Below are 15,464 nucleotides of genomic sequence, written 5' to 3'. Positions count from 1 at the left end.
GCCCGCGGTGTCCGGTGCCGTGCATCGCAAGGCGGAGGAGGGAGGCGACGCGGAGCGTCGTCGACCGACGACAACGCGGCGAGGTGCGGTGCCGGACACCGCGGGCCCGGCCTGATCCGAAAGACACGCCCTAAGCCGTCCAGGCCGTCCCGCCCGACGTGCGTGCGGACGCCCGGTGGCAGCGCCGACCGGTGCGGGTGACGATGGCGGCGGACCACGTCGGAGCCGGCCGAGACCGGCCCCCGGCCCCGTCCGACCCCGCCCGACCTCACCTTCTCGCACCTGACCGCCGGCGATCGGGGCTGCCATGACCCCCTGCTCCACCGTGCCGACGCCCCCTCGCCCCGCCGTGCGCGGCCGCGCGGCGCCGGGGACGGCCCGCGCCGTGGCCTCCGTCGCCGTACTGCTGTTCCTCGCCACCGGGTGCCGGAGCGACTCCGCGCCGGCCTGGGGGTACCCGGAGCTCGGGGCGACCCTGGGATCGCTGTCCCGCGCCCTGGAGGAGGGCTGCGACGGGCCGACCCCCGAGAGCTGCGCCCGCGACCTCGACCGGCTCGACCTCCTCGTGGACCGCGCCTTCGCCGACCTCCTCGACCACCGCCTCCTCGACTCCGCGTACGTCGACGCCCGGAACGAGGTGGAACGTACGAGGGCGCTCCGCATCGCCGCCACGGAGCGGGCGCGGGCGCACCGCGATCCGTACTTCCCGCCCCTCGGGCGTGCGGTGGCCGCCGAAAGGCTCGCCTACCGCCACCTGCTGGCCGCGATGGAGAAGGTCCGCGCCACGCCGCCGCCAGGTGACGGGACCGAACCCGTCTGAACCAGCGGGAGGTCAGGGCCTCAGGGGCGGGGTGGGCAACTTCGTGCCGTCGAGGGCCACCAGGGACAGGACGGTGATCGAGCCCGTCCACGCGAGGGGGGCGACCGAGGAGGGCCTGCCCTCCTTGTCCACCTTCTCCGGCAGCTCGCCGAGCGAGTTCCTCTTGTCGAGGACCCAGTCCATGACCTGCCCGGCCTTCGCCGGCTTCCCCGTCGCGGCCCATGCGAGCCCGAAGAACGCCGTACTGGGCGTCCAGGCGTTCCCGCCCCACGGCGCCCCGGGGTCGTTGCCGGGGGTCAGCCCCCCGTTGGGCAGGAGCAGCACCCGGTACGTGGCGTCCAGCGCCCCGGCCAGGCCGGCGGGGGCGGTGTTGAAGGGGGGCGCCATGAATGCCACGGCGCTGTCGTGCCCGTGGCGGCCGTCGGCGGTGCGCGGGTACCCCAGGGGGAGGAACCGCGCGGAGATGCCGGAGGAGAGCCGCCGCGCGGCCCGGGCCCAGCGCTCGGCTTCGTCCGGCCGGCTCACCTCGCGGGCGAGGTCGGCGGCGGCGTTGAGTCCGGCGAGCAGCGGCGCGGCCGTCCCGATGTTCACGGTGGACGTCGTCAGCTCCCAGTAGTCGGGGGACGCGGGAGGCAACCCGTCCGCGCGCAGGGAGCCGGCCGCGTGGTCGGCGGCCTTGCGGACCATCGGGTACAGGGCGAGCAGCCGGGCACGGCGGGTGGCCGGAGGGGCCGTCCGGTACCACTGCCAGGTGGCCCAGGGGACCCAGCCGTTGGCGTCGAGCTGCCACCGTCTGGCGTCGGGCGGACCGGACCCGTCGAGCCTCGTACGGGCCTCCCAGGTGCCGTTCCCGCGCTGGGTCGCGGCGCTGTAGCGCAGGATCCGGTAGGCCTCGGCGTCATGGCCGGTGTGCGCGAACGCGGCGCAGGCGAAGCTGGAGTCGCGCGGCCAGGAGTACTTCCAGCCGAAGCTCCACCCCGCCGCCATGGCTCCGTTGGGCCGGAGCAGGGCGCGCATGGCCAGGAGGGCCCGCTCGGCCGCCGCGCGCTGCTCGGGCGACCGGCCGGGAACCCGGCCGGAGGCCAGCCAGGCGCGGCTCCGCTCGATCTGCCGCAGCGCCGGCGGATGGGCGGGTTCGACGATCTCCGGCTCCGTCCCGGCGTCGGGGAGGTACAGCCACCGGCCCGATGCCAGCCGCAGGACGTTGCTGCCCTCGACGTACCGCGCTCCCCTGGCCAGGGACGCCGGAACGCCTTCGGCGGTGGTGGTGTTGGACAGGACTCCGACGGTGGGGGCGGTGAGCATCGACAGGGTCGCGTACCCGATCGCGGGGCCCGTGCCCCCGCCGCCGTCCCGCCCGGCGTGGTGGTCCCTCCGGGTGTCCGTCCGGTGGTCCGTCTGCTGGTTCGTCCCGCGATCCGTCCGGTGACCGGCCCGGTGGTCCGCCCGGTGGTCCGCCTGGTGGTCCGTCTGGTGGCCCGCGCGGTGTCCCGGGGTGCACACGGGAACGGCGGCGCTCGCCAGGGCCGCCGTGACGACCGCCCAACGGCCGAGCCGGACACCGGGCATCGCCACTCCCTCCGCCGGCCCACGGACGCGCGGACTCGGATTCCCCATCCTGGGAGAGCCGTACAGAAGCCGCCACGGCACGCCCGCCGCCCGGGTGAGCGAAGACCCCCGGGGTGCCCGCGGCGGCGTAACCGTCCTGGCGCACCCGGGATGCCGGTGGCCGCGGGCCGTGCACATCATGGGTGCTCGCGGGCCGTGCGGTCACCGCGGCCGACGGCTGCGCCGGCCGCCTCTCCGGCCGGGCCCCGCTGCGAAGGGCTGGTACATGAGCACTCCTGCGACCGATGGCACCGATGGCGAGGAAGTCCGGCCCCTTCCCCACGCGGCGGGCCGGACGGACGGCCGACGCGCCCTCCTGCGCGGGCTGCTCCCGGCGGCCGGGGCCGCGCTCGTCGCGGCGGCCGGGGCGCTGGTCGCCGTCGGATGCTTCCTCGGCCTCTACGTACGGCCCACGTCCGACGACTGGTGCGCGGCGTGGAAGTCCCGCGACATGGGGGTCTTCGGCATCACGTCCGACTTCTACATGACCCAGAACGGCAGGCTCGCCAACGCCTTCCTGAGCGGTGTCGTCTACGGCGAAGGACTGGCCGGAACCAAGATCCTTCCGACCGTCATCGCCGTCTCCTTCACCGTCGTACTGGTCCTGCTGGGCCGTCGTTTCGTACGGTTCCTCGGCGGCCGGCCCAGTGTGCCGCTCCTGATCGCCTGCGCCCTGGTCGTCCAGGCGCTGGTCTACTTCGGGGGCACCCGCAGCTACCAGGTGCTGCTGTGGGCGCCCGCCACGATCTCCCACACCGTTCCGAGCGTCATCGGCCTGTGGGCGCTCCTGCTCGCCATCCGGACCGCGGGCCATCCCCGGACCGCCGTCCGCGTGGCCGGCTTCGTCTCGGCGTTCCTCATCGGTTTCGTGCTCGGCACCCTGAGCGAGCCGTTCGCCCTCGTCAGCGGTCTGCTCGCCGCCCTGGTCGGACTCCTCTGCGTACCCCGCCTCGGACTGGCGCGCGACTGGCGCCCGTTCACCTGGTGCCTGCTCTGGTGCTGCGGCCTCCTCACGGGGCTGGTCGTCCTGTACACCTCCCCGGGCGCGCGGTGGCGGCGGGCGCAGCAGCCGGCCAAGGAGTCGCTGCTCTCGACGGGTGAGCTCCGGCGCACCGTCCGGGACTGGCTGCACATGTGGGACACCGTCACCGGCCAGTGGGCCTACCTCGGAGCCGCGGCCGTCGGCGTCCTGCTGGGGCTGGCGAGCGGACTTCTCCGGCGGGGACGCGGTCCCGAAGCGACGCGCGAGCCCCGGCGGACCGTACCGCGCAAGACGCTGACCGCGGTGCTGCTGCTCCCGGTGCCCGTGGTGGTGCTGGGATCGTTCGCGGTGGTCGTGGGCCTGCGCAGCGGCTACGGATCGACCGGGTGGACGTACGCCCGTACCTGGACCAGCTATCTCGTCCCCATGGAGCTGGCGCTGTGCGGCTACGGAGCCCTGCTGGGGGCCCGGTGCGGCCGGTGGCTCGCGGCCCGGCGCACCCCCGACGGGGTCCTCGTCGCCGGCGGGCTGGCGGCCGGCTGCCTGGCGCTGGCCTCGGTGGCCGCGCTCGTCCCGGGCGTCGAGCAGCTCACGACCGCCACGGTCACCCGTTCCGTGGCCTGGGACGCCCAGAACGCCCGCATCCGGGGCGACGCCGCGCGGGGCGCCAAGGACATCGCCTACGACCCCTTGTACATCGGCAGCCTCGCCGAGCCCTTCTTCACGCGGAACTACCAGCGCGACTGGGTCGCCGCCTGCGTATCGAAGTGGTACGACATCGACCGCATCCACCGCCGCTGACGTCCTGCCGCCCCCCTCAACCGGTACGCCGCGGGAGCCCTTTGCAGCACAATCGCCATGCCCGGGGCCGCGATGGGCTCGGCCGGCGAGTGGACCGAGAGGGACGAATTGAGTGCCAACGGTGATGCGAAACAGGCGACGGTGTCGGAGTCGGAGCGGCTGCTGTTCGGCGGGGAACTGGCGTACGACATCGGCTGGGACCAGCACGAGGGCGCCTGGCTGAAGCTGGGCCTGTGGACCATGGCCAAGGGATTGCCCCGGATGGTCGCCACCGGGCTGCGGCTCGCGCACCTCGCCGACGCACGCGCGCTGCGCGTGGTCCTCGGAGCCGAGGTGGGGCGCGGTGTCGCCCAGGCGGTGGGGCTGGTCGCGGTCAACGCGGTCCTGGGGCACATCCTCGCCGCCGGCGACACGAACGAACGCCTGACCAGCGCGTTCCCGGCGCTGGTGGTCGTCACGGTGGCCGCGTTGGTGGGTTCGCTGCTGAGGTCCGCGTCCACGGCCGCGACCGGTGAGCTGGAGCCGAAGGTGCAGCGGGTGGCCACCGAGCAGTACCTGGGGCTGGTGCACCGGGTGGAGCTCGCGGCGATCGAGGACGACGAGTTCCACCGGCTGCTGGACGCCGCCCGCTACGGGGCCGACTCCGCCCGGCGCATGATCCGGTACTGCACCAACACGTTGAACTCCGGGATCTCCCTGGTCGCGGCGGCCGGTGTGCTCACCGTGCTGCACATCGGGCTCCTGCCCCTGCTCGTGCTGATGACCCTGCCGAGCGGGTGGAGGTCGCTGACGATCTCCCGGCAGCGCTACCTCTCCTTCCACGCCTTCGTCCAGCACGCGCGGGCCGGGCATCTGCTGGGGCAGTTGCTGACGCAGCGGGAAGCGGCCGCCGAGGTCCGCGTCCACGAGGTCGGGCCCTTCCTCCTCGGTCACTTCCGGGAGATGGCCGAGACGAGCGAGCGCGAGCAGACCCGGCTGGCCCGCAGCGCGGCGAAGATCGGGCTGATCGCCGACGGTGCGTCCGGCGTGGCCACCCTGCTCACGTACGCGGCGCTGGGGCTGCTGCTGTGGAGCGGACGGATGGACCTCGCGGTCGCCGGTACGGCCGTCCTGGCCATCCGCACCGGATCCTCCAGCCTGGACGGTCTCGTCCTGCAGATGGCCGACCTGCACCAGGAGTCCCTCTTCGTCGCCGACTTCGAGCGCCTGTGCACGGAGGCGAAGGCGCGGGCCATCCCGCAGAGCGGCGAGGACCTGCCCGAGCGGGTGAGGGAAGTCCGCTTCGAGAAGGTCACGTTCACCTATCCCGGCAGTGGGGACCAGACGCCCGGGCCGACGTTGCGGGAGGTGTCGCTGTCCTTCCCCATGGGCAAGGTGATCGCCCTGGTCGGGGCGAACGGCTCGGGCAAGTCCACCGTCGTCAAACTCCTGGCCGGCCTCCACCGGCCCGATCCGGACGGAGGGAGGATCTGGTGGGACGAGGTGGACGCCGCCGCGGCCGACCGCAGCCAGATCTTCGCCCGCGTCGGACTCATGTCGCAGTCCTTCTTCCGGTGGCCCTTCACCGTCCGCGTCAACATCGGCATCGGAAACCCGACGCTCCCCATCGACGACGGCGCGGTACGGGAAGCCGCGGAGTTCTCCGGCGCCGACCGGTTCATCGCCGGCCTGCGCCGTGACCTCTCCACCCTGCTCGGACGCGGCTACCGGGGCGGGCAGGAAGCATCCGGCGGCGAATGGCAGATGATCGGGATCGCCCGCGCCTGGTACAAGCGGGCTCAGATCCTGGTGGTCGACGAGCCGACGAGCGCCCTCGACGCCGTCGCAGAACAGCGGGTCTTCGACCAGATCCGCGCCCTTGCGGCTGCCGGCCAGACCGTCGTCCTGATCACCCACCGACTGCACTCCGTACGGCACGCGGATCTCATCCACGTGATGAAGGACGGGCAGCTCGCCGAGTCCGGAACGTTCTCCGAGCTCATGGACGAGAGCGCCGGCACGGGCACCGGGGACTTCCGGACCGCGTACCGGATCCAGGCCGCCGCCTTCGCCGACACCCTGCCCGGCCCGCGCGGGGAATCCGCCCCCGCCGGCGCGGAAGAGGTGGCGTGACCCCGGCCGGGACGGGCCGCGGCCGAGCCGCTCGAGCCGTCGGTTCAGCCGGCGGAGCTCGCGTCGAGGAGTGAGGCGAGACCGTCGAGGAGGCGCTGGAGGCCGAACTCGAAGAGGGCGTCGAGGTCGAGGTCGTAACCGGCCGTGGCGAGGCGGGAGAGCGCGGGGAACCGGCCGGTGGCCAGGATCGCCAGGAGGGCGGGTTCCTGGTCGTCCATCCACTCCTCGCTGTCGAGGCCGCTGTGCGCCTCGGCCTCCCGCTCCGCCTCCAGGTTGACGGCGATTCCGCGGACGTAGTTGAGCAGCGTGAGGTGCGCGGTGAAGGCGGACCGCAGGTCGAGTCCGTGCGCGTTCAGTGTGGAGAGGATCCACTCGCTGTACGGCAGTGCCGAGGTGATCATCTGAGGGCGGGTCACCGACAGGGCCGGCGCGAGCCACGGGTGGCGGCGGAAGAGGTCCCAGAGCCGCCGGGCCGCCAGTTCGACCGCCTCGCGCCAGCCCTCCGGGGGGTCGTCGGGCAGCGGGTGCTCCGCCATGACGCGGTCCATCATCCGCGTCAGCAGGTCGTCCTTGTCGGCCACGTGCCGGTACAGCGACATGGTGGCCATCCCCAGCTCGGCGGCCACCCGGCGCATGGAGACCCCGGCCAGTCCCTCGATGTCGGCGACCGCGACGGCGGCACCGACGATCCGTTCGAGCGTGAGCGCCGCCTGGGCCGAGGACGCGTCGGACGGCCCGCCCGGGCCCGCGGCGGCAGTGGGCCGGGCGGACCGCGCCGGGCTGCTCCGGGCCGCCACGACCGTCCCGACGCCCGGGACGGCGCGGACCGTGCCCTCGCGGCGCAGTTCGGAGAGCACCTTGGTCGCGGTCGCCATGGCCACGTCCCACTGCCGGGTGATCTCGCGGGTCGAGGGCACGCGATCGCCCGGCGCCAGTTCGCCCGTCTCGATCCGCTGCCGCAGCTCGGCGACGATCTGGCTGTAGCGCGGTACCGCCCGTCCGCCCACCGACACTCCTCCGCACTAGTGCACCTGGATGGGCGCCATCTTAGCCGCCCACGCCGGGCGATCCCCGCCGACGAGCGCTTCCCCTGCTTCACCGCACTAGTGCAGCATCCTCCAATACTCCCCGAGGAATGGGCATTTCACGCTTGAAGCCGCCTTGCGTACGACGTACATTCGCATCATGCCGAACAACGAGATACTCATCTGCGGCGCCGGCATCGCAGGGCCCGCGCTGGCGTACTGGCTACGCAGGGGAGGCTTCGCCGTCACGATCGTGGAGCGCGCGCCGGAACCCCGGCCGGGCGGGCAGACCGTGGATCTGCGCGGCGCCGGCCGCACCGTGGTCGAGCGGATGGGCCTGATGGACCGGGTCAGGGCGGAGTGCGTGGACCAGCGCGGCCTCGCCCTCGTCGACACCACCGGCCGGACCACCGCCCGGCTGCCCGCCGACAGCTTCGGCGGCGAGGGGATCGTCTCCGAGATCGAGATCCTCCGCGGCGACCTCGGCCGTCTGCTGTACGAGGCCACCCTGCCGGACACCGAGTACCTCTTCGACGACACCGTCACCGGAATCCGTCAGGACGCGGACGCGGACGCGGTCACCGTCACCTTCGAGAAGGCCGCGCCGCGCCGGTTCGCGCTCGTCGTCGGCGCGGACGGGCCGCACTCCGTGGTGCGCGCGCTGGCCTTCGGCCCCGAGCGGGACTTCGTCCACCCGATCGACCTCTACACGGCCTGGTTCACCGCCCTCGACGACCTGGACCTCGACGGCTGGTTCCTGATGCACAACGCGCCCGGCGGCCTGGTCGTCTCCGCCCGGCCCGGCCGCCTCCCCGGCGAGATCAAGGCCGGCTTCAGCTTCCGCTCGCCACCGCTCGCCCACGACCGTCGCGACGTCGCCGCCCAACAGGAGCTCGTGGCCCGGCGCTTCGCCCACGTCGGCTGGGAAACCCCGCGCCTGCTGCGGGCGATGCGCACCGCCCCGGACTTCTTCCTCGACTCCATGGGCCAGGTGCGCCTCGACAGCTGGTCGCGCGGCCGCGTGGCGCTGCTCGGCGACGCCGGCTACTGCGCGACCCCGCTGACCGGCCTGGGGACCAGCCTCGCCCTGGTCGGCGCCTACGTCCTGGCCGGTGAACTCGCCGCAGCCGGGGGCGACCACGGTGTCGCCTTCCGGCGCTACGACACGGTGATGCGCCCGTACGTGACCCAGGCCCAGCAACTGCCGCCCGGCGGAGCCTGCGGGTACGCCCCGTCGGGCCGGCTCGGCATCCGGCTGCGCGACTTCTCGATGCGGTCGATGACCCGCTGGCCGATGCGGAACCTGCTCGCCGCGCAGTTCGCCAAGGCCGGTGACATCGAACTGCCGGAGTACGGTCTCGCCGCGCCCCACGGGTGAGCGTCCACCCGGAAGACCGGTCGTCAGCCTTCAGGCCGCCGCGCCGAGGATGCGGCGGAGCCAGCGGGAGCGGGCGTTGCGGGCGTCCTGGCTGAGGGCCGCCTCGGGGGCGAGGCTGTCGAAGCCGTGGAAGGCTCCGGGCCATACGTGGAGTTCTGCCTGGCCGCCCGCCCGCCAGATCGCGTCGGCGTAGGCCACGTCCTCGTCCCTGAACGTCTCGGCCGCCCCGACCTCGATGTAGGCCGGGGGCAGCCCGGACAGGTCCGTGGCGCGGGCGGGAGCGGCGTAGGGCGGCAGGTCCGCGGCGCCGTACCGGTCGCCCAGCACGGCTTGCCACGCGGTGGCGTTGGAGGTCCGGTCCCAGATGTCGATGCCGTCCATCTGGTGGCTGGAGTAGGTGTCGTTGCGGTCGTCGAGCATCGGGCACAGGAGCAGTTGCCCGATCGGCGCGGGCCCGCCCCGGTCGCGGGTGAGCAGGGCGAGCGCGGCGGCGAGTCCGCCGCCGGCGCTCTTGCCCCCGATGACGATGCGCTCGGCGTCGATGCCCAGTCGGGCCGCGTGCTCGGCCGCCCAGGCGAGTCCGGCGTAGCAGTCCTCCAGCGGACCGGGGTACGGGGCCTGCGGTGCCAGCCGGTACTCGACGGAGACGACGGCCAGCTCCAGCGTGAGCGCCCATTCGCTCAGCAGCTGGGGAACCACCGACCACGCGTTCCCCATGATCATTCCGCCGCCGTGCATGTAGTAGAGCAGCGGCAGCGAGCCGGTGATTCCGGCGGGCCGCGCGCTCACGAGGGTGACCTCGGGCCCGTCCGGCGCTCCCGGCACGCGCAGTTCCTCCACCTCGAAGCGGCCGTCGGCCCGGAGCTCCTCGACCGTCGGCCGGGGCCGGACCGCGGCGTCCTGCTCCTGCCGGGCGGCGAGGTTCTCGGGGGTGAGCGGCTCCCTCACCTCCTCCTCCAAGGTCGCCAGTACCACGCTCAGTTCGGGATCAAGGTCCATGCGGGCCAGTCAACCACCCGCGCGGCGGGGGCCGAAGACCACCGGCCACCGTCCGCGTCGCACCGTCCGGACCGCATCACTCGGCGAGGGCGCGCCGCAGGACCGTGCCGAGTTCGGCGTTCTGCCGCTGCGAAACCTCCGCGGTCAGGAGCGCCTGCGATCCGTGGAAGGTGCCGGGCCACTGGTGGAGTTCCACCGACACGCCCGCCCGCATCAGGCCCAGCGCGTACGCGATGCCCTCGTCCCGGTTCGGGCAGAACTCGGCGGTGGCGATGTAGGCGGGCGGCAGGCCGGACAGATCGGTGGCCCGCGCGGGGGCGGCGTACGGTGTCGCGGGCCGGGAGCCCAGGTAGTGCCGCCACGCCGCGGAGAGCTTGCCGCGGTCGAACCAGGGCGTGTCGGTGAAGTTCCGCGCCGACCAAGTCTCCTGCCGGTCGTCCAGTCCCGGCTGGTTGAGCAGCTGGAAGTGGATCGCCGGCCCCCCCTCGTCGCGCGTCCGCAAGGCCACCGCGGCCGCGATGTTCGCGCCGGCGCTGTGGCCTCCGACCGCTATCCGCGCCGGGTCGACGCCGAGTTCGGCCGCGTGCTCGGCCGTCCAGGCCAGTACGGCACAGGCGTCGTCGAGGGCGGCCGGGAACGGGTGCTCGGGCGCCAGGCGGTAGCCCACCGAGATGACCACCGCCCGGGAGAGGCCCGCGACCCGGGCGGCCCAGGGATGCTCGGTGTCCAGGTCGCCGAAGACTCCGCCGCCGCCGTGCAGCCAGACGATGGCGCCCTGTGCCCGGTGCGGGCGGTAGACCCGTACCGCCACGTCCGGATCGGCGGACACGACGCGGTCCTCGACCTCCATGTCCGAGGTGTCCGGCGCCGGCGCCGCGGTGGCCCGCGCGGCGAACTCCTCGCGCGCGGTGGCCGGGTCGTTCAGGTCGAGTTGCGGGAGGAACGGGATGAAGGCTTCGAGTTCGGGATCCATGACGACCATCCTCGGGGCCGTCGCCCGCGGGGTCGTCCGCCAGCCGTCGCGCGTCCCGCCCCGATCACGCGCCGATCGGCGCGGCCCCCTCCTCCTATCCTTGCTGCCATGGAGGCACTGGCGGTACGGCTGTCGGGACTGGATTCGTACGTCGACGGCGCGATCCGCGTCATCGGGTTCTACGACACGCTGATGCGCCGTCGGGTGGACCTCCCGGCGCTCGCCCGGGCCTCCGCGGGCCTGGCCGAGTGCGCGGCGGGGATCCGGCTCCACGGTACGGGCCGGGTGATCCGCTTCCTCCCCGACGGCAAGCAGGCCGCCGCCCCGGCCGCGCCCGCGTCCACGACCACGCCGATCACGCTCGACGAGGAGGAGATCGGCGCGGTGTGGCTGGAGCGCCCCGGCCCGCCGAACCAGCTCGACGAGGTGCTGCTGGACCGGCTGGCCATCGCCGCGGCGGCCGTCGCCGAGCAGTACGGCCCGGCCCGCACCACCATGGCCGACCCCGCGCTCGTGGAACTGGCGATCAGCGCCGGCGGCGACGAGGCGGCCAGGGCCCGGGCGTTGCGGCTGCTGGGTTTCGCCGCCGGTCTGCCCGTCCGCGCGGTCGCCGTACGGTCGCCGCTCGCGCTGGACCGGCTCGGCGCCCTCGTCTGCCCGGCCGGCACGGTCAAGGCGGCGCCCCTCGCCGACGTGGGCGTACTGCTGGCCACCGCCGTCGACCCGGCCCGGTTCCCGGCGGACGTGCGCGCGGGCATCGGAGCCTCCGACAGCCCCGACCGGTCCTGGCGGCAGGCCCGTACCGCGTTGCGCTTCACCGGGCCGCGCGAACCCGTGGTCCGTTACGCCGACTTGGGCGCGCTGGCCCTGCTGGCCGAGATACCCGAGGAGTCCGTGCGCGAGAACGCGGACGTGGCCGCCGTCGCCGCGATCGCCTGCGACCCGGAGGACCTGGAGACCCTGGAGGCCTTCTGCGCGACCGGCTCCCTGCGCCGGGCCGCCGACCTCCTCCACTTGCACCACAGCAGCGTCGCCCGGCGCATCGACCAGATCGCCAAGACCCTGGGCATCGAACTGACCCGGCCCCCCGGACTGACGCGGGCCCGGCTCGCCCTCACCGCGTGGCGGCTCCTCGACTCGCGTCACGGCCCCACGAGTTGATGCCGGGCCTCTGACCAGGGAAGGCGGCCACCGCGGAAAGACCGCACTCCCCTCACGGCGACCCGGAGGAAGGGCGTTAACCTCTGGCCTGAGCCGCGTGAGGCGGCAGGGGGACCAGGAGGTGCGTGGGGTGGGACTTCACCAGGAGGATCCGGACGCCGTGGGCGGGTACCGGCTGCTGGACCGGCTCGGCGCCGGCGGGATGGGGACGGTCTATCTGGCCCGGGGAGACGAGTCCGGGCGCCTGGTCGCGGTGAAGGTCGTCCACCAGCGCTTCGCCGACGACCGGGAGTTCCGGATCCGTTTCCGCCAGGAGGTGGCCGCGGCACGGCGGGTCTCCGGCGCCTTCACGGCCCCGGTCGTGGACGCCGACCCGGAGGCGGAACGGCCGTGGATGGCCACGCTGTACACGCCCGCCCGGACCCTGGGGGACGTGGTGCGCGACGGCGGGCCGCTCGCCGGTGCTCCGTTGAGGCGGCTGGCGGTCGGACTGGTCGAGGCCTTGCGGGACATGCACCGGGTCGGGGTCGTCCACCGCGATCTCAAGCCGGACAACGTCCTGTTGACCGACGAAGGACCGCGGGTGATCGACTTCGGGATCTCGCGGGCCGCCGACCACCAGACCCTCACCGTCACGGGCACGATCCTGGGCACCCCTCCCTACATGTCGCCCGAGCAACTGTCCGCGCCGCACCGGGTGAAGGAGCCGTCCGACGTCTTCTCCCTCGGCGCGGTCCTCGTCTACGCCACGACCGGCCACGGGCCGTTCGACGCCGGGTCGCACTACCTGACCGCCTACAACGTGGTGCACGAACCGCCCGCGGTGGGCGAGTTGTCGGGCACGGTCCGCGAGATCGTCCAGTGGTGTCTGGCGAAGGAACCGGTCGACCGCCCCACACCCGACGAGCTCCTCGAAGCCTTCAAGTCGGCGCCGGAGGAGGACTGGGGTGCCCGTCTGCTCGCCCCGGTTCCGGAGGCTCCGGAGGTTCCGGCGGTTCCTGAGGTTGGCGCGGCTTCCCCGGCTGCCGACGCACCGGGCCGCTCCCGCCGGTCCCTCTCCCGGCGCGGCGCCCTCATCGCGGGCGCGGCCGCCCTGGCGGGGGCGGGCGGCATCGGCTCGTGGGCGGCGGGACTGTGGGATCGCTCGGGCGCCACCGGATCGGGTGCGACCGGCGGCTCGTCCACCAGCCCGCCGGCGGTCAAGCCGGTGGCGGCGGTGGAGGGGACGGCCGGCCTGCGGCCGACCGGATGGGCGCTGTGGCAGAAGGAGGTGGGCCAGCAGGATCAGAACATCCACACGTGCTACGCGTCGGCCTCGGTTCTGATGTGCGCCTCCTCTCCGGCGACGGGCCAGTTGGCCGCGTTCGACACCAAGACCGGTCAGCGGCTGTGGGGCCGCGATCTCCCGCGCCAGGGAGACCTCCTGGGCCTTTCGCGCTCGGGCCGGCTCGCCTACTACATCGAGGAGGCGCAGGCGTCCCCGGACAAGGGGCGCCTCGTCGCGGTCAACGCCTCGACCGGCGAACCGGTGTGGTCGACTCCTCCCGGCTCCGTCGAGGCGATCGCCGGCGGCATCAAGACGTCCGACGTGATCGTGGTGACGAACACGAAGGGCGCCCTCACCGCCTGGCACGCGGAAACCGGCCAGCGGGCATGGGAGTTGCCGGACCAAGGCTTCGGCACCCGCCTGTACACCACCAACGACCTCCTCTTCCACCTCACGGACGCGCCCAACTCGGAAGGACGGCAACTGCGGGAGCTCTCGGCCAAGGACGGCAAGGTCCTGCGAAGCCGGCGTCCGGCCTCCATGACCCCGCTGGCCTTCGGCACCGACACCGTGCTGTTCCGCCTGCCCGACGGCAGCCTGGTTCTCGGCGACTGGAAGAACGAGCCGATCGCGACGACCCTGCCCAGCACCACGGTCTACCTGGAGTCGGACGGCACCTACTACGGAATGGATCCGGACGGCACGGTGATGGCGGTCGATTCCCGGACCGGGAAGCGGAGATGGGCGGCCAAGACGCTGCCCACCGAGGCCTCGGATCCCAGCGCCGGCGGATCGCTGTGCCTGGACGGAAACCGCGTCTACGTCCCGAACACGGACGGGAGCGTGCACTGCTTCGCCGCCGGGAACGGTGACCTCCTCTGGAAGTCCTCGCCACGACCCGACGGCGGCAGGGGCCGCCGGCTCTGGCGCCCCGGCATCGCGGTCCACGACGGCACCGTCTACCTGCTGACGGGAGGCAAGCTCGAAGCACTGCGCCCGCCGTCCTCCCCCGCACCGAGCTGACCCGTACCCTCCGCGGGGCCTGCCGGGAGCAGCGTGGGCCCTTCGCGCGTACTGCCAGGCCGTGCGGGAGATCGCCGCGGACACCGGCGCGCTGCTCGTCGACCACGAGGCCACTGGCTGGCGCACCACGGCACGGCCGACCCTGCGTCCCGTCAGGCCTGCGTGAAGACGTCCTCGTCCGCGTCGTCGAGGATGAATCCGTTGTCGAAGCGGACCCGGACCGTCACGCGGTCGCGCTGCTCCTGGTACGCGATCCACTCGGGTTCCAGGCCGCCGACCTTCTCCTCGAGCTGCCGTTTGCTCTCCGCGGGCATCTCGTGGCCGAAGGAGTCGAGGAGCGACTTGAGCCTCTCGTACTCGCGGGCCTCCGGGCTCTGGTGGTCGTGCTGGACCACCCGTACGACGGTTCCCTCGGTGCCCGCGGCCAGGGACAGCGACCCGGCGACGGTCCGCGCCGAGGCCGAGGGGTCCTCCGTCGTCGCGAACCAATCCGTCAGCCTGGTGTCCGCCGCCAGCATCACCCGCTGGCCTTCTCGCAGCATCATTCGCGTCTTCGTCTCTCGGATCGGCACACATCGGGACCGTGCCATTATCCGTCCCGTCCTTCGCCTCGCCGCAGGCCAGGGTGCCGGCCCGCGCGCCGGTCGGGGCTCCGGTCGGGGAGCGCACCGTGGGGGCCGCCCACGAGGGGCGGCCCCCGGCCCGTGGCTCACGGGGCCCACACCTACCGGCGGACGCTCCAGTCGACGCTCGAGCGCATCGTGCGGGCGATCTTCGGATCGCGGACCGAGGGGGTGCGGTCCTCGACGGTGACCGACAGCTTGTGCGTCCGGGAGTCGTTCAGCCGCACCTCACCGACCGGAACCTCGGTCCGGCCCTCCAGACCCTTCAGCTCGCGGCCGTCGAGGTACCAGCGGACCACGAGCTGCCGGCCGTCCGCGCCGGTCAGCCGGGGTACGGAAACCTTCGCGGTGTCGCGCCGCCGCAGCGTGCGGTCGGTGGGGGTGAGCGGGGTGACGCCCTTGGCGTGCTTGTAGAAGCCGGCGATCATCGACTCGACGCCGGGGAGGTTGAAGGGCTTGCCCAGGACCCGCATCAGCGAGTTGTCGGTGGGCCTGTTGAGCCCGGTGACGAAGTAGCCGCCCCCCTCGTACGCGCCGACCGTGCCGCCGTCCGGCGAGGTCTCGCCCAGCCAGCGGTACCACTTGGCCCGCTGACGGGCCATCCGGTCGGCGGGGAGGGTGGAGATGTTGGAGTCGCCGGGCTCGGCGCCGGTGTACTTCTCGTAGTCCGGAACTCCGGGGTAGAAGTACTC

Annotated in this window: 11 protein-coding genes and 1 pseudogene; 6 read left to right on the top strand and 6 right to left on the bottom strand. The window is 73.5% G+C overall.

Features of this window, described 5'->3' with window-relative positions; genetic code table 11:
• Positions 1-325: 325 nt before the first annotated feature.
• Complete coding sequence (locus ACWGDE_RS25055) at positions 326-820, top strand: hypothetical protein (RefSeq protein WP_453391268.1); 495 nt, start codon at positions 326-328, stop codon at positions 818-820.
• Between the two features lie 12 nt (positions 821-832).
• On the opposite strand, the gene ACWGDE_RS25050 is transcribed toward ACWGDE_RS25055, so the two are convergent.
• Positions 833-2,389 carry a hypothetical protein gene (locus ACWGDE_RS25050; RefSeq protein ID WP_453391267.1) on the bottom strand — a complete coding sequence of 519 codons (1,557 nt, stop codon included), beginning with the start codon at positions 2,387-2,389 and terminating at the stop codon, positions 833-835.
• Positions 2,390-2,654: 265 nt separating this feature from the next.
• Here ACWGDE_RS25050 and ACWGDE_RS25045 point away from each other — a divergent pair, with 265 nt between their 5' ends.
• Together ACWGDE_RS25045 and ACWGDE_RS25040 are read left to right on the top strand one after the other, a co-directional pair.
• The gene (locus ACWGDE_RS25045) at positions 2,655-4,211 is read left to right on the top strand and encodes a DUF6056 family protein (protein WP_453391266.1); all 1,557 of its coding nucleotides are present in this window, start codon (positions 2,655-2,657) and stop codon (positions 4,209-4,211) included.
• A 57-nt stretch (positions 4,212-4,268) separates the two neighbouring features.
• A complete protein-coding gene (locus tag ACWGDE_RS25040; protein ID WP_453391265.1) occupies positions 4,269-6,323 on the top strand; it encodes an ATP-binding cassette domain-containing protein in 2,055 nt (684 codons plus the stop codon).
• Positions 6,324-6,367: 44 nt separating this feature from the next.
• Here the strand turns inward: ACWGDE_RS25040 and ACWGDE_RS25035 are convergent, their stop codons facing one another.
• Positions 6,368-7,330 (bottom strand): TetR/AcrR family transcriptional regulator C-terminal domain-containing protein, encoded by a 963-nt coding sequence (locus ACWGDE_RS25035; RefSeq protein WP_453391264.1) that lies wholly within the window; start codon positions 7,328-7,330, stop codon positions 6,368-6,370.
• 178 nt (positions 7,331-7,508) lie between these two features.
• Here ACWGDE_RS25035 and ACWGDE_RS25030 point away from each other — a divergent pair, with 178 nt between their 5' ends.
• Positions 7,509-8,726 carry an FAD-dependent monooxygenase gene (locus tag ACWGDE_RS25030; protein WP_453391263.1) on the top strand — a complete coding sequence of 406 codons (1,218 nt, stop codon included), beginning with the start codon at positions 7,509-7,511 and terminating at the stop codon, positions 8,724-8,726.
• A gap of 30 nt (positions 8,727-8,756) precedes the next feature.
• On the opposite strand, the gene ACWGDE_RS25025 is transcribed toward ACWGDE_RS25030, so the two are convergent.
• A complete protein-coding gene (locus tag ACWGDE_RS25025) occupies positions 8,757-9,725 on the bottom strand; it encodes an alpha/beta hydrolase (RefSeq protein WP_453391262.1) in 969 nt (322 codons plus the stop codon).
• Positions 9,726-9,801: 76 nt separating this feature from the next.
• Entirely contained in the window at positions 9,802-10,698 is an 897-nt protein-coding gene (locus ACWGDE_RS25020; RefSeq protein ID WP_453391261.1) for an alpha/beta hydrolase, read from the bottom strand.
• A 108-nt stretch (positions 10,699-10,806) separates the two neighbouring features.
• Between ACWGDE_RS25020 and ACWGDE_RS25015 the strand changes: the two genes are divergently transcribed.
• Both ACWGDE_RS25015 and ACWGDE_RS25010 read left to right on the top strand, forming a co-directional pair.
• A complete protein-coding gene (locus ACWGDE_RS25015) occupies positions 10,807-11,859 on the top strand; it encodes a helix-turn-helix domain-containing protein (protein ID WP_453391260.1) in 1,053 nt (350 codons plus the stop codon).
• 130 nt (positions 11,860-11,989) lie between these two features.
• Positions 11,990-14,149: a serine/threonine-protein kinase gene (locus ACWGDE_RS25010; RefSeq protein WP_453391259.1), complete on the top strand. Its 2,160-nt coding sequence runs from the start codon at positions 11,990-11,992 to the stop codon at positions 14,147-14,149.
• A gap of 152 nt (positions 14,150-14,301) precedes the next feature.
• Here the strand turns inward: ACWGDE_RS25010 and ACWGDE_RS25005 are convergent, their stop codons facing one another.
• Together ACWGDE_RS25005 and ACWGDE_RS25000 are read right to left on the bottom strand one after the other, a co-directional pair.
• Complete coding sequence (locus ACWGDE_RS25005; protein ID WP_453391258.1) at positions 14,302-14,694, bottom strand: hypothetical protein; 393 nt, start codon at positions 14,692-14,694, stop codon at positions 14,302-14,304.
• Positions 14,695-14,873: 179 nt separating this feature from the next.
• A pseudogene (locus ACWGDE_RS25000) lies at positions 14,874-15,464 on the bottom strand (M64 family metallopeptidase); the annotation flags it as partial.

The sequence above is a fragment of the Streptomyces sp. NPDC054956 genome, from assembly GCF_053609185.1.
The sequence above is the reverse complement of the archived record's forward strand: the minus strand, read 5'-3'. Positions and strand labels throughout refer to the sequence as shown.

Bases quoted from the DNA above. Each gene is read 5' to 3' on its own strand.
- ACWGDE_RS25050 (WP_453391267.1), bottom strand. From the start codon at position 2,389: ATGCCCGGTGTCCGGCTCGGCCGTTGGGCGGTCGTCACGGCGGCCCTG.
- ACWGDE_RS25020 (WP_453391261.1), bottom strand. From the start codon at position 10,698: ATGGATCCCGAACTCGAAGCCTTCATCCCGTTCCTCCCGCAACTCGAC.
- ACWGDE_RS25005 (WP_453391258.1), bottom strand. From the start codon at position 14,694: ATGATGCTGCGAGAAGGCCAGCGGGTGATGCTGGCGGCGGACACCAGG.
- ACWGDE_RS25030 (WP_453391263.1), top strand. From the start codon at position 7,509: ATGCCGAACAACGAGATACTCATCTGCGGCGCCGGCATCGCAGGGCCC.
- ACWGDE_RS25045 (WP_453391266.1), top strand. From the start codon at position 2,655: ATGAGCACTCCTGCGACCGATGGCACCGATGGCGAGGAAGTCCGGCCC.
- ACWGDE_RS25040 (WP_453391265.1), top strand. From the start codon at position 4,269: ATGCCCGGGGCCGCGATGGGCTCGGCCGGCGAGTGGACCGAGAGGGAC.
- ACWGDE_RS25015 (WP_453391260.1), top strand. From the start codon at position 10,807: ATGGAGGCACTGGCGGTACGGCTGTCGGGACTGGATTCGTACGTCGAC.
- ACWGDE_RS25025 (WP_453391262.1), bottom strand. From the start codon at position 9,725: ATGGACCTTGATCCCGAACTGAGCGTGGTACTGGCGACCTTGGAGGAG.